At 53.9% G+C, this 19,877-nt stretch carries 5 protein-coding genes; 2 read left to right on the top strand and 3 right to left on the bottom strand.

The genetic code is table 11. The features are described from left to right. Window positions 1–67 precede the first annotated feature (67 nt). Both nifJ and Pelsub_RS03530 read left to right on the top strand, forming a co-directional pair. Window positions 68–3,640 carry a pyruvate:ferredoxin (flavodoxin) oxidoreductase gene (nifJ, locus tag Pelsub_RS03535; protein ID WP_116225904.1) on the top strand — a complete coding sequence of 1,191 codons (3,573 nt, stop codon included), beginning with the start codon at window positions 68–70 and terminating at the stop codon, window positions 3,638–3,640. Between the two features lie 87 nt (window positions 3,641–3,727). Further along, window positions 3,728–4,729: a dihydroorotate dehydrogenase-like protein gene (locus Pelsub_RS03530; RefSeq protein ID WP_116225905.1), complete on the top strand. Its 1,002-nt coding sequence runs from the start codon at window positions 3,728–3,730 to the stop codon at window positions 4,727–4,729. Between the two features lie 48 nt (window positions 4,730–4,777). Here the strand turns inward: Pelsub_RS03530 and infA are convergent, their stop codons facing one another. The 3 genes from infA to Pelsub_RS03515 all read right to left on the bottom strand — a co-directional run bounded on the left by infA (window position 4,778) and on the right by Pelsub_RS03515 (window position 19,715). Next, window positions 4,778–5,032: a translation initiation factor IF-1 gene (gene infA, locus Pelsub_RS03525; protein ID WP_116225906.1), complete on the bottom strand. Its 255-nt coding sequence runs from the start codon at window positions 5,030–5,032 to the stop codon at window positions 4,778–4,780. 33 nt (window positions 5,033–5,065) lie between these two features. Further along, window positions 5,066–5,266, bottom strand: a complete 201-nt coding sequence (gene rpsU / locus Pelsub_RS03520; RefSeq protein ID WP_116226012.1) for a 30S ribosomal protein S21 — start codon at window positions 5,264–5,266, stop codon at window positions 5,066–5,068. Between the two features lie 223 nt (window positions 5,267–5,489). Next, a complete protein-coding gene (locus tag Pelsub_RS03515) occupies window positions 5,490–19,715 on the bottom strand; it encodes an Ig-like domain-containing protein (protein WP_158674962.1) in 14,226 nt (4,741 codons plus the stop codon). Between the last annotated feature and the right edge of the window lie 162 nt (window positions 19,716–19,877).

The following is a 19,877-nucleotide window of genomic DNA, read 5'->3' as shown; positions in this document are numbered from 1 at the left end:
CCGCTTTGTTTCGCCTGCCAAGGCGTTGAACCATAACACCAAATCACTTATTTCAAGGAGATAATTCATGAAACGTCAACAGGTAATGATGGACGGCAACGAAGCTGTTGCCTACACCGCATACCGCTTGAACGAGGTTATCGCAATCTATCCCATCACCCCCTCTTCACCCATGGGAGAACATGCCGACGCCTGGTCAGCCAAGGGTATTTCCAATATTTGGGGCACCGTTCCCATGGTCATGGAAATGCAGGCTGAGGGCGGCGCGGCCGGCGCAGTGCACGGCGCACTGACCACCGGTTCCCTCACCACCACCTTCACAGCCTCACAAGGTTTGCTGCTGATGATCCCCAATATGTACAAGATCGCCGGTGAATTGACTGCCGCGGTCTTCCATGTCTCAGCCCGTTCGCTGGCTGCACAGGCATTGTCCATTTTTGGCGACCACGCAGACATAGCCGCCGCACGCGCCACCGGCTTTGCCATGCTGGCTTCCCGCTCACCGCAGGAAGCGCACGATATGGCCCTGATCTCCACGGCTGCCAGCCTCGAATCGCGTGTGCCTTTTGTGCACTTCTTCGACGGCTTCCGCACCTCCCACGAGGTCGGCGGCATTGAATTGATCGACGAAGACGTGATGCGTGAAATGATCGACGATGAGTGGGTAATGGCCCACCGCGAACGCGGCCTCACCCCCGATGCACCTTCCATTCGCGGCACCGCGCAGAACCCGGATGTTTATTTCCAGGCACGTGAAACAGTCAATCCGTTCTACGAAAAATGCGCCGCTATCACCCAAAAGGCCATGGATAAATTCGGCAAACTGACCGGCCGGCAGTACAACCTGTTCGATTACGCCGGCGCGCCCGACGCGGAACGCGTCATCATTGTGATGGCCTCCGGTGCCGAAACCGCTGAAGAAACCGCCAATTACCTGGTCAAAAAAGGTGAGAAAGTCGGCGTGCTCTCCGTGCGTTTATACCGCCCCTTCGCGCCCGAGTATATGTTCAAGGCGCTGCCCAAAACCGTCAAATCCATTGCCGTGCTTGACCGCACCAAGGAACCCGGTTCGGACGGCGAACCACTCTACAAAGACGTTGCCTCTGCGATTTTGGATGCAACCAATAAAGGCACCTCGCCCTTCAGCAGCCAACCCGTTGTGGTCGGTGGACGCTTCGGACTTTCCTCCAAAGAATTCACTCCCGCCATGGTCAAGGGTATTTTCGATGAACTGAAGAAAGACCAGCCCAAGAACTCCTTCACCATCGGTATCGATGATGATCTCTCCCACACCAGCCTGCCCTATGACGCCGATTTCTCCATTGAAACCGACGACACCATCCGCTGCGTGTTCTTCGGCCTGGGTTCCGACGGCACCGTTGGCGCCAACAAAAACTCCACCAAAATCATCGGTGAAGAAACCGACAACTACGCCCAGGGTTACTTCGTGTACGACTCGAAGAAATCCGGCGCCATGACCGAATCTCACCTGCGTTTCGGCCCCAATCCGATCCACAAGCCTTTCCTGATCGGTAAGAATGACACCAACTTTGTAGCCTGCCATCAGTTCCCCTTCCTGGAACAGTATGACATGCTCAAATATGTCAAACCCGGCGGCGTTTTCCTGCTCAACAGTATCTATGGCAAGGATGAGGTTTGGAATCACCTGCCCGTGGAAGTCCAATCCGCCATCATCGACAAAAAACTGAAGTTTTATATCATCGACGCATACGAAGTGGCTGGAAAGACCGGTATGGGCACCCGCATCAACACCATCATGCAGACCTGCTTCTTCGCCATCAGCAACGTCCTGCCCAAGGACGAGGCCATTGCCGAGATCAAGAAATACATCAAGAAGACCTACAGCAAACGCGGTGAAGCCGTTATCAACCAGAACTACGCGGCTGTAGATTCCTCGCTCGAGAACCTGTTCGAGGTAAAAGTACCCGAATCGGTCACCAGCAAAGCCACCCGCCGCCCGGCAGTTCCCGCCGGCGCGCCCGAATTTGTCAAGGAAGTACTCGGCGCCATGATCTCCAAGGACGGCGACGACCTGCCTGTCAGCAAATTGCCCATCGATGGTACCTATCCTTCCGGCACCACCCAGTGGGAAAAACGCAATATTGCCATGGAAATTCCCGTCTGGAATCCGGACGTCTGCATCCAATGCGGTAAATGCGCATTCGTCTGCCCGCACGCTGTCATCCGCACCAAAGTGTACGATGCCGCGCTGCTGAAAGACGCTCCCGAAACCTTCAAGTCCGTGGATGCCAAGTTCAAAGAGTTCCCCGGAACGAAATTCACCGTCCAGGTATCACCGGAAGATTGCACCGGCTGCGGCTTGTGCGTGGAAAACTGCCCTGCCAAAGACAAGGCCGATCCCAGCCGCAAAGCCATCAACATGGCTCCCCAGCCTCCGCTGCGCGAAAGCGAAAGCAAGAACTGGGAATTCTTCTTCAACCTGCCTGATCCAGACCGCACCGCTTTTGAATCCAACACGGTCAAGAATAGCCAGCTGCTGCGCCCGCTGTTCGAGTTCTCCGGCGCTTGCGCGGGCTGCGGTGAGACCCCCTACGTTAAACTGCTTACCCAGTTGTTTGGCGATCGCACGGTCATTGCCAACGCAACCGGCTGCTCTTCCATTTACGGCGGCAACCTGCCCACCACGCCCTACACCTTCAACGGTGACGGCCGCGGTCCCGCCTGGTCGAACTCTCTGTTCGAAGACAACGCGGAATTTGGTCTGGGCATGCGCCTGACCATGGATAAGCAACACGAGTTCGCTCAGGAACTGCTCAAGAAAGTTGCCGGCGACGTCGGCGAAACATTGGTCGATGAAATTCTGAAAGCCGATCAAACCACCGAAGCAGGCATCAAAGCCCAGCGCGAACGCATCGATGTCCTCAAGAAGAAACTGAGCGGCAAGAAAGACCTGACTTCCCGCCAGATGCTCAGCCTGGCCGATAAACTGGTTCGCAAATCCGTCTGGATCGTCGGCGGTGATGGTTGGGCCTATGACATTGGTTACGGTGGTTTGGACCACGTTCTGGCCACCGGCCGCAACGTCAACATCCTGGTGCTCGATACCGGTGTGTATTCCAACACCGGCGGTCAATCCTCCAAAGCTACCCCGCGTGGTGCAGTAGCCAAATTCGCTGCCGACGGCAAAGGATTGCCGCGCAAGGACCTGGGCATGATTGCCATGACCTACGGATACATTTATACCGCGCAGGTTGCCATGGGCGCCAGCGACATGCAGACCTTACGCGCTTTCCGCGAAGCGGATGCGTACGACGGCCCGTCATTGATTATCGCTTACAGCCACTGCATCAACCACGGTATCATTATGAAACTGGGCCTCAACCAGCAAAACCTGGCGGTAAAATCCGGCGTTTGGCCGTTGTACCGCTACAATCCCGACCTGATGAAGGAAGGTAAGAACCCGCTGCAGTTGGACTACAAAGAGCCCAGCATCCCGGTCAAGGACTTCGCTTATAACGAAACCCGCTACCGCATGTTGACCCAAACCAATGAAGAACGTGCTGAAATGCTGCTGAAACTGGCGCAGCAGGACGCGCAGGATCGCTGGTTGAAATACAGCCAGATGGCCGCTCAGGAATACGAGAAACCGGCCGAATAATCAAATAATTAGAACTATATATAAAAAAAAGCGAATGCGATTGCATTCGCTTTTTTTCTATATAATAACGCTATAGAGAGGTGAAATATGACAGACCTGAAAACAAAATACCTGGGGTTGGAATTGAAAAATCCGCTGGTCGCTTCGGCCTCCACCCTATCCAAGAAATTTGAAAACATCAAGAAAATGGAAGACGCCGGCCTGAGTGCCGTGGTATTGTATTCGCTATTTGAAGAAGAGATCCAGCACGAAAGCCTTGAGTTGAATTATTTTCTCAACCGCGGCACGGAGTCCTTCCCGGAAGCTATTACCTACTTCCCGGAGATGGACGATTTCAACCTGAGCTCAGAAAAATATCTGGAAATCATCCGCAAATCTAAAGAAAGTGTGGATATCCCTATCATCGGCAGCCTGAACGGCGTTTCCAATAGCGGTTGGATCAAGCATGCCCGCCTTATTGAAGAAGCCGGTGCGGACGCTCTGGAATTGAATCTTTACTTTGTTGCCACCGACCTGAACATGAGCGCCGTTGATTTGGAGAAATCCTACCTGGACGTCGTTCGCGCAATCCGAAAGGATATTAAGATTCCTCTGACAGTAAAACTCAGTCCGTTCTTCAGCAGCCTGCCTAATTTTGTTAAACTGCTGAAAGAAGCCGGTGCTGACGGCGTGGTGCTCTTTAACCGCTTTTATCAGCCCGATTTGGATATTGAGAGCCTGGAGGTCAAACCCTGGCTGGAATTAAGTACCTCGCGTGATCTGCTGCTGCCATTGCGCTGGACTGCCATTCTATACGATCGGGTCCATTTGGATATGGCCCTCTCCAGCGGCGTACACTCCAGTGAGGATATGCTTAAAGCCGTTATGGCAGGCGCTTCGGCAGTAATGACCGCATCCGAGCTGATTGCCAACGGTATTGGCCGCGCGGAAAGCATGCTCAAAGAATTTCACGATTGGATTACCTGGCACAATTATGATTCGACCAGCCAAATACGCGGCATACTTAGCCAAAAGGCTGTGACTGTTCCGGCTGCTTTTGAACGTGCCAATTACATGAAAGCGCTGTCGCTCTACGATGATGAAGTTTAAATAACACAAAATAAAAACCCCGAGCTTTTTTAGCTCGGGGTTTTTTTATTAGTTTTCTTCCCCTTCTGCGCTCTGCATACGGGATTTCTTTTGACGGTAGGTGATGCGTGCACGAGAAAGATCATAAGGTGACATTTCCATTTTCACGCGATCGCCCAACAATATGCGGATGTAATAGCGCCGCATTTTGCCGGACAAGTAAGCCAAAACTTCATGGCCGTTGTCCAAAAGCACGCGAAACTGCGTGCCAGGCAGCGCTTCGATCACTGTTCCATCTACCAGGATCTTCTCCTCTTTTCCCATAAAGACTCCTTTCCGTCTTATACAAGCCCGATATTAACGGTCAGGTCGGGTATACTGTCGGCGTTTCATCCTGCGGGCGGATTTCTTTTCCTCCATACGGCGGTTCTCACTCTTTGAAATGAACCAACGTTTCTTTCGTACGGTGCTCAGGACGCCAGATCTGACCACTTTCTTGCGAAAGCGTCGTAATAACTGATCTTGCGATTCATTCGGTCGTAATACTACACTAGTCACTTGTCTTATCACCTCCCCTCTTTACGAAGGGTGGGGAAATCCCATAAAAAAAACCCGACTGATTTACATATCAATCGAGTTCATTAGTATGCGAGTAAATCAGTTTTTTTGGAAGCGTTCTCTTATATGAGTCTCCCGGTAAATTTTTTTCCAACGTCATCTATTATACAACAAGCCCAATGAATGTCAAATTAATTGGCGTTCTATTCTTTCAAAAACCGGTTTATAAAGGGATGACCATGCGCCCGTTATCGTTGGCCTCCACCTTGACGGTCTTGATTACAGCTCCCTGACGTTTGATTACCAGGGTTTTATTGCGAAAACGCCAGATAAATGAGCGCAACAGGACAATTTCCGATTGGTTTACTTGTCCATCATGCGTTTTCTCTTTGCCCAGGTCGATGCTGACTTCATTCCCGCTGCCGCTCACCACCGTCTTATAACGAACGACCTTGCGATATTTCCCATTGGGTTTCATTGCCATGATACGGATCTTTACGTTGACAAAGAATGGAATGAGGATAAACAGGAAAATACCCAGTGCAGTCAATAAAAGAGCTGTTGGCATTGCAGCAGGCATCTCTCTGCTATCTCTGTCTATACCTATGCTTTCCTCTTCGACCATGAGCTTCACCAGGCAGTCTGTAAATTGCCCGAATTCATCCTGAATGCGGATGGTACAGGAATCCTCACCAATAAATCCTTTTTCCGGTTCATAATTTATTTCACCGGTAAGCGGATCAATTTCTACCGAACCATGCTCCGGTTGGTATAAAACCATATAGGTGATCTGATCATCATTGGTAAAGACATCCACATCCTCGGCATGGATGAACGTATTGCCGCTTTGGTTCGGGGTTAAGGCAAGGGTCAGATCGGCCGCGGTTGGGCTGTCATTGACCGGCAAAATCATCAGCTCAATTTCCTGGGCAAGTACCCTCCCGCTCGTCTGCGCCAGGATGGTAAAACTCTCTTCCCCGTTGTAATCAGGATTCGGTGTGTAGGTATATTGGCCGGTAACCGAATTTATGATCACCCTGCCATTTTGCGGCGGATTATTCGGATCCAGCATATAAGATTCGGCATTTGCGGCGCTGACACTCCCAACGGCTTGATGATCTTCATACAACAACACTGCGCCCGAAACACCGTTTTTATTACCGGAAGCGCCATTGGATCGGGAATTGTAGTAATAATCATCCGTATAAGAACCCGCTGTACCGTCATTGCTGCTGACGCTGACTTTCATAGTCACTGTCGCGCTGTCGGTTACCAGCGGCTCCTGATTATCGCGGATCTCATACACAAAGCTGTCGGTGCCGTGGAAGCCTGCCTTGGGCTTGTACTTCACCGTATTGGTAGTGGCATTGATCTGCACCGTCCCATGGGCCGGATCGCTCAAGATTTGCGTAATGGTCAGGCTGTCGCCATAGACCAGGTCGGCATCCGTATCATTATCAACCACATTCAATGTCTTCCAGCCCGCGCCTTCGGACATGCGGTAAGAATCGGCATTGGCGACCGGATCATCATCCACCCAGTTTACCGTCACGGTAATGGTCTGGGTATCCGAAGCGTTATGCGCATCCGTAACCCGGATGGTAAAGCTGTCTGTGCCGTTGTAATTTTTGGCGGGTGTGTACAGGTATTCACCGGTGAATTGGTTTAAATCTATCTTGCCGTGCAGCGGGGCTGCGTTGGTATAGAAGAGATGGCTGTCGGATTCGGGTACATCGGCCAGATCCGGATCCTCAAATGTGACAAAACCGGTCAACCGGCTGTCCTCATCCATGCTTTGGGTATGGCTGGATGTGATCACCGGGACATCATTAATGGGCGTCACTGTAATGGTTACAACTGCGCTGTCGTACACGGCCGGATCCTGATTATCCTTGATTTGATAAGTAAAGCTATCCGTACCGTTGTAATTGGCGTCCAGTGTGTACTCTATCTCATGTGTGGTGGTGTTTATAACCGCGCTGCCGTGTGCAGGTCCGCTGGTGATGGACACCAGGTGCAGTTCATCGCCATAAGGCAGGTCGGCATCCTCATCGTTATCCAGCACGTCAAACGAGACCATACCGTCATCCTCATCCAGGGTGTAATAATCCGCGTTGGCCTCCGGATCATTTTCGTAGTAATTTACGTAAACGCTGATATCCGCTTCGGCTGTTTCACCGGCTTTATCGGTCACCAGCACAGAGAAAGCATCCAATCCGTTGAAATTGATATCCGGCGTGTACGTAAACGCGCCGCTGTCCGCGTTCAGGTCCAGCGTGCCGTTGGCGGGCGCCTGGCTGACTGTGAAGGTCAGTTTGTCGCCGTTGGTGGCCACATCCGGGTCGCTGGCGTCCACCACGTCTGTCACAGGCGTATCTTCCGGCGTGTTGAAACTGTCATCGTTGGCCTTGGGCGCATCGTTTACCGGCGTAATGCTGATGGTCACAGTCTGGGTGGTAGTCCCGCCGTGTTCATCGCTGACCAGTACGACAAAAGAATCGCCGCCGTTGTAATTCTCGGCAGGGGTGTAGGTATAAGCCCCGCTGGCCGTATCCAGGGTCGCTGTGCCGTGCCCGGGTTCGGTCTGAATTGAGTAGGTCTGGCTGTCCGGGTCTGGCGAATCGGCATTGTCCACATCCGTGGAAGTCACCTTGCCGCTGGCGGAGTTATCTTCCTGGATGGTATGGCTGTTAGTGGAGGTCACTACCGGCAAATCATTCACCGCTGTGATAGTCAAACTGACCAGCGCGTTATCGGTTACTGCTGGATCCTGAGTATCTTTTATCTGGTACGTGAAGCTATCCGAACCGTTGTAGTTGGCATCCGGCGAGTAAAGCACGCGCTGATGGACGCTGTCGATGCTGATGCTGCCGTGGGCGGGGTCAGTAATGATGGCGTTTATCGTCAGGGAATCACCGTAATCCAAGTCGGCGTCCGTATCGTTATGCAGCACGTCCAGGCTGGTCAGGCCGGCGTCCTCCGCCATGCTAAAGCTATCATCGTTGGCAATCGGGTCGTCCACGACCGCTTTGACGGCTACGCGCACCGTGGCGCTGGCTTCGGCGTCGTGCGTATCCGTGATGGTATAGGTGAATTCCTCGACGCCGCTCCAATCCGCTTCGGGTGTGAAGGTCAGGGTCTTTTTATCCAACGCGATGGTGACCGTACCATGATCGACGTCGTCGGTGCTGATGATGGTCAGGCTATCGCTTTCGCGGCCGATATCCTCGTCGGTGTCGTTATCCAAAACCAGGATTTTCACGCTGCCGTCTTCATCCACCGCGGTCGTGTCATTCACGGCGACCGGTGCGTCGTTTTGCGCCGTGACTGTCACGGTCACCTGCGCCGTGTCGCTGGCGCCACCCTCATCTTCAATGGTGTAAGTAAAGACTTCCTCGCCATTCCAGTCATTGTCAGGCACGAAAAGCAGATCCTTGCCGTCATGGGTGATGGTCACGGTGGCGTTGTCCACACCATCCACATGGGTAATGATCAGGTCATCGCCTTCGTTCGACAAATCCACATCGGTGTCATTGCTCAGAACATAAATGGTCTTCGAACCGTCTTCCAGCAGCGAAGCAGTATCATCCACGGCGTCCGGCCCATCATTAAGCGGGAGAACGGTAACCGTGAAAGTATCCGTGTCGGTCAGGCTGCCGTCAGAGACCGTCAGAGTGATAGTGACGGGGTCGTGCGCCGAGGCGGTGTCGTTCCAGGTGTTCTTATCCGTTAGAGGCGTGATCGTCACAGTACGGCTGCTGCCGCTGCCCCCAAAGCTGATACCGCTCAAGGGGATTGTGGCGCCTTCGCTGGTGGCGGCTGTCACCTGCAGGGCCGCGTCGTCATTATCCACATCCGTCACGGTGAAGCTGAGCGCCGCGGTGGCGCTGTCTTCGTTGATGCTTTGGTTGGCAACGTTGGAAATGACCGGTGCGTCATTGATCGGGTCGACCGTTACGGTAACGGTGGCCGTTGCTGTGGCATGGTTCTCATCTTCCACCGTATAGGTAAATTCTTCCGTGCCGAACCAGTCTGCATCGGGTTTGAAGTGCAGCAATTTTCCCGCGGAGATGATGGTGACCGTGCCATTATCCACACCATCAAACGACAGGATGGTTAGGTCATCGCTTTCGTTGGAAATATCCACATCGTAGTCGTTATCCAGCACATCGATATCAATTTCGTGGTCTTCATCCACGGAGGTACTGTCGTCTTCCGGTTCCGGCGTGTCGTTTTTCGGCAGGATGGTGACCTTGAAGCTGGTGGAGTCTGTCAGGCTGCCGTCACTGACCGTCAGGGTGATGGTAATGGGTTCATGAGCACTGCTGAGCGCGTTCCAGGTATTTTTATCAGCGGCGGGCGTGACCGTCACGGTGCGGTTGCTTCCGCTGCCGCCCAGCGCGATTCCGCTCAGTGGGATGACCGTGCCGTCACCGGTGGCGGCCGTTACCTGCAAAGCCGCGTCATCGTTGTCCACATCCGTAACCGTAAATTCGAGAGCGTCGGTAGCACTGTCCTCATCGATGGTTTGATCGGCGATATCAGAGATGACCGGCGGGTCGTTAACCGCGTTGACCGTCACCTTGACGGTGGCTGTGTCGGTGGCATTGTTTTCATCCACCACGGTATAGGTAAACTCTTCAATCCCGAAGAAATCAGCGTCCGGAACATAACGCAGCTGGGTTGCGCTGTTGATAATGGTGACAGTGCCGTTGTCCACACCCGTGAAGGATTGTATCGTCAGGCTGTCGCCCTCATGCGCGATGTCCACATCCGTGTCATTGGCCAGCACGCTGATGACCAGCGTACCATCCTCGTCCACTTTGATCGTTGGGGCAACGTCATCCGCGGCAACCGGGGCGTCATTGACCGGATCGACCGTTACAGTGAAAGTATCTGTTTGGGTCAACGTGCCGTCGCTGACCGTCAGGGTAATGGTGACCGGTTCATGCGCGGACGTAACCGGATTCCAGGTGTTATAGTCCGCTGCCGGTGTGACCGTCACGCTGCGGCTGCTGCCGCTGCCGGCCAACACGATCCCGCTCAACGGGATCACGCTGCTGTTGCTGGTAGCGGCGGTTACCTGCAGCGAGCCGTCCTCATTATCCACGTCCGTAACCGTGAAGCTCAACGCGCCGGTGTTCGTGTCCTCATCGATCTTTTGGTTAGCCACATCCGAAATAACCGGCCGGTCGTTGACCGCGTTCACCGTCACAGTCACATTAGCTGTGTCTTTAGCGCCGTGTTTATCTATCACTGTGTAAGTGAAGGTCTCGGTGCCGTTCCAGTCCGCGTCAGGAGTGAAGGTAAGGCTCTTGGAACCGGCTGCGATCTCTACGCTGCCGTTATCTACACCGCTGTATGAGTCGATGAACAATTCATCGCCTTCGCGCGTCAGATCGATGTCGTCGTCGTTGGCCAGCACGTAAATGGTGACACTGCCCTCTTCGTTGATCACGATGAGCGGATCAACCCCATCATCCACCGCCACAGGAGCGTCGTTGACCGGGTCGACCGTGATTAACACGGTTTTGCTGGTAAAGGTATCATGTTCATCGGTCACCTTGACGGTGAAGCTGTCCGAGCCGTTGTAATTAGCGTCCGGGGTGTAGGTGTATTCGCCCGTCAGGCCGTCCAGGTCCACCTCGCCGTGCGCCGGGGGTGTGGTGACCTGGATGATAATGCTGTCCGGGTCTGTACCGTCGGCGGTATCCGGGTCGTACACCACAATCGTGTCGGTCACGCTGGTATCTTCGTCCAGCTTGTTCTTATTCTCCGATGTCACTTCGGGAACGTCATTTTCTTTATCAACCGTGACGCTAACGGTGCTGGTAGCGGTGGCGCCACCCTCATCCGTAATGATGACCGTGAAACTGTCGCTGCCGTTGTAATTCGCGTCGGGAGTATAGGTCCAATTGCCGTCTGATTGCACCACGGCCGTGCCGTGCGCGCCGTCCGTACCCAACGCATAAGTGTGCGAATCGCCCTCGTGCAGCAGGTCGATATCGCTCTTCACGACCACCATTCCGTTGACGGATCCATCCTCGGTCACCGTGGCGGTGTAATCCTGGGCTATCGGCGGGTCGTTGACCGGCATGATGATAATATCGATATATTCTGTGGTCGTCAGCGCGCCATCGTTCACGTCCACCTGCAATTGCAGCGAGCCGTTCATCTGCGCTTCCGGCGTCAGTTTGACGGTGCGGGATGTGCCGGAACCCTGCAGCACCACGTTGTAGCTCTTGATCAGGGTGGTGTCCAGCGAGGTGAAGGTGATCAACAGGTTGGCTGAAGCGGTTTCCGCGTCGCTGATGACCACGTCGAAGGTGCCGGGGGTATCCTCATACATGATCCAGGGTTCGTCGGTCGAGACGATCGGATAATCATCCTCGGCAGTAATCGTGATCCTGACCGTAGCCGTAGCCGTCTTTTCCAGGTTCAGGTCTTCCGCAACCGTATACGTAAAGGTGTCCGTACCGTAGTAGTTCAGCGCGGGGCTGTACGTAAAGGACTGCGTGTCCACATCCAGGCTGACAGAACCGTGCGATGGATTGGTATAGCTGTAGATACTGAAGTCATCCCCTTCGATATCGGTATCGTTGATCAACACCGCAATGGTTACGGGATTATCTTCTTCAATGGTGCGGTTATCGCCGACCACCGTGGGGGCATCATCCACCGCGTTGATGGTGATGGTAACCGTGCCGGTGCCGCGCAGGTTGCCGCTGTCGGAAACTTCGTAAGTAAAGAAAATATCGTCGTTGCGGTTTGCCCCAGGTTTGTAGGTCAGCGTGCCGTCATTGTTGTTGACAACCGTGCCGTGGCCGGCCGTGCCATCCAAAAGTAGTTTCGGTGAGGTGGTCGAAACCACGTAAAGCGTATCGGGATCTTCCACATCCGTGTCATTAGCGATCACGTTGATGGTCACCGAGGTATCTTCATCCGTTGTGGCGTTGTCGTTAACGACCACCGGCGGATCATTGACCGCGTAAACTTTCAGGGTCAAGCTCTCCGTATCCGACTTATCCCCATCAGATGCCGTGATCTCCACGGTTGCCGTGCCGCTTTTATTTTGGGCCGGATGGATGGTCAGGTCAACCGAACCGCTGCCGTCCGTAGATTTTGTGAATTCGTAGGATGCGATCAGATCCAGGTCGGACGCCACGCCGCTGAGGGTGATATCCGCCAGGTCTGTGTCGATATCTGAAACGGTAAACGTAGTCGAAATATCGGTATCTTCTGCAGTCTCCAAAATTGCACTCAGGTTGGTGATATCCGGCGGATCGTTGACATTCAGGATGGTCACGTAGACCGTGCCGCTGTCGGTCAAGCCGCCGCTGTCGGTCAGTACGAAATCGAAGGTATCGCTGCCGTAGTAATCCAAAGCAGGAGTATAGATGGCATCCCCGTTGGCCTGGTCAAAACTTAACGTGCCGTGCGCCGGAGCGATGATGCCCTGGCTGATGGTGATGGTGTCGCCATCCACGTTGGCCAGGTAGTCCACCACATCCACATGAATGGGTTCTTCTTCGTTGGTGGTCACCCAATGGTCGGCCGCTACCGGCGGGTCGTTGACCTCGTTGACCGTCAACAGGAAGGTATCGCTGGTATAAACGATGCCGTCCGTGACTAGAACGGTGATGTTGGCAGTGCCGAATTCCTCTTCGGCCGGCGTGATCTCCAACGTTACCAGCCCGGTATCATTATCACGCGTGTAGCTGATGCTCTCCGGCGGGACCAATTCCGCGTCATCGGAATAAACGCTCATGCCCAGGTCATCCAATCCGAATGTAGTACCGGTGTCCTGGATATCTACATCGTCGATATAGAATTGCAGGCTGACGGTGGAATCCTCATCGATCTCCTGGTCAGGGATCTCCACGATGGAATCGGTTTGCATAGAAATGGTAGGGGCGTCGTTGACTGCCAGAATCTCGATGTAAATGGTAGCATAAACGGTAGATGTGCCGTCCGTGACGGAATAGGTGAAATTCTCCTGGGAGTAGCTGCCATTCTTATTTGCATCTGGTGTGTAATAAATATTACTGCCGTTAATAAACGCGGTGCCCAGGTTGGTGTACGGTGTTACAACCAAATCTATTAAATAGCTAAGTGAATCGCCGTCCGGATCGAACGAGTAATTAGACAAGTCGATGGTGATAGTTGCGGCGTCTTCCTGGATGGAACGCCAGATGCTGTAGGTGCGCGGCGATAGATTAACCTCTTCAGTATCCACCGCTATAGAAACCGTGGCTGTATCGGTCGCGCCGTAGTGGTCTTCAATCTGATAAGTGAACGTGATCCAGGCTTCCGAACAATCGCCGCCGATATTGAAAGCTTCATACTTCAGCGATCCATCGCCATTCACATAAGCGGTACCGCAGCTCGGCTGGGAGACAATGCCGGTCACGTGGATCTCTTCGTTTACATCATACGGCAGGTCCGGGTCAGTGTCGTTGCCGATCACATTGATGTTATCCAGCGTGCCGCCGGGTGCCACAATGGTGGACAGGTTGTTATCGTACGCTTCAGGCGCGTCGTTGACGGAATTAATGGTGATGGTCACCGTGGCGCTGTCCACACCGCCGTCTGTGTCGATCATCTCGTATGTAAACGAGTCGCTGCCGTTGTAATCATCATAAGGAGTGTAACGGAATTGGCCTGACCCCAGGCTGGATAAGCGCCCATGCGAGGGTGTCGATAGCACTTTACGCAGCACCAGGTTGGCCGTGGCCGTTTCAATATCGCTATCGTTGCTGAGCACGTTGAAGGTAACGGACTGGTCCTCGTTGGTCACGACCGCATCGTCCACCGCGGTGGGTAGATCGTTGATGGGCACCACGCGCACGGTAAACGTGCGGGTCGATTGGTTGCCGCGCGAGTCCTCGGCGGTGATGGTCAAAACCGACTTACAGGTGGCATTCGGCGCGGGGGTGAAGGTCAGGGTGTAATCAGAACCGCTGTTGCTCAAGACCAGGCTGCCTTCCGGGAAAACGGTCGTGTTGGAACTGGCTGCACGTACATCCGACAGATTCCCGTCTACATCGGTCACACTGAAAGTTACTGAACCGCCTTCATCCTCAAAAATGACCTGGTTTTCAATCAACGTGATCACCGGCGGATGGTTGGCCGGGTCGGCGCTTAGCGTGACAGTAGCTGTTTCGGAGATCAAACCGGTGGAATCAGTTACCGTATAAGTAAAGGAATCTTCGCCATCAAAATCTTCATTGGGGGAATAGGTAAAGGCTGTTCCGTTCGCTTCCAGCGTACCAAAATCAGGCGCGCTGACAATGTTCGCCGTCAGGCTGGTATCACCGTCCGCATCCCAGTCGTTGGACAATGGATCGATGGCAAAAGTGCCGGTTTCCTGCACGTAGAAGAAGTCATCCACCGCTGTTGGCGCGTCCGGTACCGGGTTAACCGTGACCACAAATACGGTCGAATCTTCCGCAATGCCGTCGCTGACCGTCACGGTAACAGTAACCGTGCCGTTCTTGTCCGCCAACGGCGCCGCTGTGAAGGTGCGGTTCTCTCCAGAGCCTGTCACGCGCATGTTATTCGCATCCAGGATCTCCGGATTGGTCGAGTCGGTCGTGATCATGAGGGTGTTCATTTCCGCCTCGGTTTCCAGGTCGAAGTCCTGGACCGTGAAGTTGACCGTCAGGGTGTCGTCCTCTTCGATGGTCTGGTCATCGATTTCACTGATGATGGGCGGGTCGTTCACCGCCGCAGCCGTCAGGGTGACCGTGGCCGTCGCGGTTGCGCCGTCCGGGTCCTTGATGCGGTATACGAACGAGTCGGTGGAATCATAGTTCTCCGCGGGGGTATAGGTCAGCGTGCCGTCGCCGTTATCGACCAGGGTGCCGTCCACTGTGGTGGTCACGATTTCAACGTAGCTCAGTTCGCTTTGCAGGTTATCCACATCCGTGTCGTTATTAAGCAATTGGCTGCTGACCGTGATGACCGTGGGAGTATCTTCCGTGAAGCTGATGCTGTCGTTGCGCGCGGTGGGCGCGTCGTTGACCGCGGTGACATGCAGCGTAAAGGTATATACGGCCGTCTGGAAACCGTCGCTGGCACGCAGCGTAAAAGTGGCATCCCCGTTTTGGTTGGATAGCGGAACCAGCTTGATGGATACAGCCGGATTGGTATCCTCCAATCCGGTGATAGTGATGCGTGTTTGCGGTACCAAAGACGTGTTGCCGGAAACCACCTGCATGGTCAAAGTTTCTGTGGGTGTTTCCACATCGGTCAGGTTAAAGGTAATGGTGATGCTGCTGTCTTCGTCAATGGTGTACTCTTCTTCCAAACCATCTGGCAGCGGATAATCGTTCACCGAGTTGATCTTGATCGAAACGGTGGCCGAAGCTGTCAATCCGCCGCTGTCGGTGATCTGGTAAGTAAATTCATCCAAACCGTAATAGTTCGTGTCGGGTGAATAGACAATCGTATTCCCAATAATCTCCGCTGAACCGTTGGCCGGCCCGCTCAGGATAGCTGTGGGGCTAAAAGTGTCGCCTTCCGGCGAATCCACATCCGAGTCATTGGTCAGCACATAGATGGTAACCGGGGTGTCCTCATTGGTGATAGCGCTGTCGTCCACCGCCACAGGATCGTCGTTGACCGCGGCGACCGTCACCGTGATGGCGCAATCCACTTCAGCCGTGCCGTCCCCCACCGTGGTGGTAAAGCTGTCCGCGCCGTTGTAATTTTCATTCGGACTGTAGGTATAGCCCCCCTCGATTAATTCCAGTGTGCCGTTGGCCGGGCCATTGCCGCTTTTGACGGTGTAACTAAGATCGTCCAAGTCCACATCCGTGGCGGTCAGGCTTTCGGTCAAAGGCGTGTCTTCATCCGTGTTGACCTCCGCCGAATAACTGGGCACCGGCGCATCGTTGACCGCGTTGACCGTTACAGTGATATCGCAATCCACTGTGTCCGTGCCGTCATCCACCACGATGGTGAAGCTGTCGCTGCCGTTATAATCATCAGCCGGATCATAGGTATAACCGCCCTCAATCAGGGTCAGCGTCCCATGGGCTGGTCCGCTGCCGGCCTTGACCGTGTAGCTCAACTCGTCCAGGTCTACGTCCGTGGCAGTCAGGCTTTCGGTTAAAAGTGTGTCCTCGTCTGTGCTGACCGCTGCGCTGTAACTGGGCACAGGCTTATCATTGACCGCGTTGACCGTTACCGTAATGTCACAATCCACCGTGGTCGTACCATCGCCCACCACAATGGTAAAGCTGTCCGGGCCGTTGTAGTTTTCATCCGGGCTGTAGATATATCCCCCCTCGATCAATTCCAGGCTGCCGTGCGCAGGGCCGCTGCCGTCTTTAATGGTGAAAGTCAGTTCATCCAGGTCCACATCCGTGGCCGTCAGGTTTTCGGTCAAAGGCGTATCTTCATCCGTGCTGACGGATGCGGTATAACTGGGTACCGGCGCGTCGTTGACCGCGTTCACCGTCACGGCGATATCGCAGTCCACCTCGTTGCTGCCGTCGCTGACGATTATGGTAAACGTATCCGTTCCGTTGAAATCAGCGTTGGGGCTATAGGTATACCCTCCTTCAATCAGCACCACGCTGCCATTAGATCCGTTGGTCTTGATACTGAAAGTCAATTCGTCCAGTTCCACATCCGTGGCGGTCAGGACTTCGGTCAGGGGTGTATCTTCGTCCATGCTGACATCCGCCGTGTAACTGGGCACAGGCGCATCGTTGATTGAATTGACTGTTACCGAGATGGCGCAATCCACTTCATCCGTTCCATCGCTCACCGTAATGGTGAAGCTGTCTGTGCCGAAGTAGTTTTCGTTGGGGCTATAGGTATACCCGCCCTCGATTAGTTCCAGCGTGCCGTGCAGGGGGGCGTTGCCATCCTTGACGAGATAGTTCAGTTTATCCAGGTCGATGTCGGTGGCTGTCAATGCTTCCGTAAGGGCAGTATCCTCATCCGTGCTGACTGAAGCGTTATAGCTTGGCACAGGTGCATCGTTGACCGCATTGACAGTCACGGTAATCTCGCAATCTACTTCAGCTGTGCCATCGCTCACCGTGATTGTGAAGCTGTCCGTTCCGAAGTAGTTTTCGTTGGGGCTATAGGTATATCCGCCTTCGATCAATTCCAGCGTGCCATGAAGCGGGCTGTTGCCATCCTTGACACTGAAGGTCACCGTGTCGCCGTCCGCGTCCGTGGCCGAAATGGTCTCATTCAGAGGTGTATCTTCATCCGTGCTGACCAAAGCGCTATAGCTGGCTGCCGGCGCGTCGTTGACGGAGTTGACTGTCACCGAAATGGCGCAGTCCACATCATTCGTCCCGTCCCCCACCGTAATGGTGAAGCTGTCCGGTCCGTTGTAGTTTTCGGCGGGTGTATACGTATATCCGCCTTCGATCAGTTCCAATGTGCCGTGTAGGGGGCTATTGCCCTCCTTGACGGTGTAGCTCAGCTCATCCAGGTCGATGTCGGTGGCTGTCAGGTTTTCGGACAAAGGCGTATCTTCATCCGTGCTGACCGATGCGCTATAGCTGGGTACCGGCGCATCGTTGACCTCGTTGACAGTCACGGTAATCTCACAATCTACTTCAGCTGTGCCATCACTAACGGTGATAATGAAGCTGTCTGTTCCATTATAGTTATCCACGGGCTGGTAAATGTAACTGCCATCGCCCAGCAGCAAGCTGCCGTGGCTGGGCCCGTTGCCGTCTTTGACCGTAATGGTCAACTCATCGCCGTCCACATCCGTGGCCGTGAAAGATTCGGTCAACTGGGTATCTTCATCTGTGCTGACCGAGGCGTTATAGCTGGGTACGGGCGCGTCGTTCTCGCCGTTGATGGTCAGGGTCACCGTAGCGGTGGCGGTCTTGGTGGCATCCATAGTTTCCTGGATGGTATAGGTGAAAGAATCCGAGCCAAAGTAATTGGCGTCCGGAGAATAGGTGATCTGGTCCAACCCGGCGCTGATGACCGCGCTGCCGTTGGGCGGGTCGCTCACCGCGGAGATGAAGAACGCGTCCCCTTCCACGTCGCTGTCGTTTTCTAGAACGTTTAAGGTTAGGGAGCCATCCTCCGCCAGTTCGCCGGAATCATCCATGGCAAAAGGCATATCGTCCACGCTGACCACAGTCACGGTTACCTCGGCTGAATCCGTATCGCCGCCGGCCGAATCAAGGATCTGATAGGTAAAGGTAACGATTCCGGAGGCATTGTCCGCGGGGGTATAGGTGATGGTGCCGTCGGGGTTGACCAGCGCCGAACCGCTTTCCGGCTCGCTGAGCAAACTCACCGTCAACGTGCCATGGTCCGGATTGGTGTCGTTGGCCAGCACGTTAATGGTAATGGGGGTATCTTCATCGGTTGAGACCGCATCCGCGTTGGCAGTGGGTTCATCGTTGACCGCGTTCACGCTGAAGTTAATGGTTTGGGTTTGCTGCAATCCCTGCGGGTCGCTGACGTAAAAAGTAATGGTCAAGCTGCCGTTGGCATCTGCTTTCGGCGCAGCCGAAACAGCCACCAAGCCGTCGGTATTGGTCAGGCCAATGGAGCCATTCGCCAGGATGCTTTCATCGGAAGAAATTACGCTGATCGTCAAATCGCCGGCCGCGCTCTCTGCGTCCGTAATATTAAAGGAAAAAGAAGCGGTAGCATCCTCATCAATGCTCTGGTCGCTCAGTCCGCTGATTTGCGGGTACGTATTGACCTGCAGCGTCTTGAGGGATTCGTTGCCGCTGTAATCTGCCGCATAAATGGTATAGGTGCCGCCGGAAGAAAGGTCGAAGCTGCCGCTGCCGTACAGTATTTCAATTTCTGTCCCGCCGGCCGGAAAGTAATCAGCCGCCCGGTCACCCGCCGCGTAATATGTACCGCTCAGCCCACTGCCGCTTTCGATTGCGTTTACTGAAATGGTCGCGCCGCCGCCGGCTGCCGGGGTGGACAGTGCATCCAGGCGCGGGGCCAGTTCGTCGGTCACAATCATGGACACATTGCCGAAAGTGACCGTATTGGTTCCTCCCTCCAAAGTCCCGGTAAAAGTAAACTGGATGGCAGTGGTATCGTCGGGGATTGTCAAACTGTTGGAGAAGTTACCTTGCGTTTCGAAGCTGCAATTGTGGTTTTGGTCGGCTGCCGCCGCGCCTGTAAACGACACGGTCAGCTGCCCGCTATCGTTCGCGCCCTCGCCCTCATCGCTGACTTCGCAGTTGAAGGCATAAGCCAGCTGCGCTTCGCCGTCCGCGATCGCATCAGTAATGGAAGATACATCTACCAGGTATTCAATGGAATAGGAATCGGCTGTATCCAGCGCGGAAATTAATCCGCTGTCAATTTGAGCGTTAGTGTTATTCTGATATTGGCTTAAGTCTGCAATCTCATCGCCCCAGCCCGAAAAAGCCAATCCCCCATCCGCATAAACGGGCACAGTAAAAGAGAACAATCTTGCAAATATGGACAAAATTGTTATTACTCGTAACGCAATGTAACAGGGTTCCTTTGCTGGCTGCATTGACATTCCCGCTGCAAGGATTTGATTAGTCGATCATCTTCCGAGGATTCTTGACTTAGATTATTATATACGAAAAGTGGAATTTATTTCGTCAATCCGTACGATTTATTG

This window comes from Pelolinea submarina, from assembly GCF_003966975.1.
In the GTDB taxonomy this organism is placed as follows: Bacteria; Chloroflexota; Anaerolineae; order Anaerolineales; family Anaerolineaceae; genus Pelolinea; species Pelolinea submarina.
Note: the sequence above shows the minus strand (reverse complement) of the source record. Positions and strands in the feature narration are given on the sequence as shown.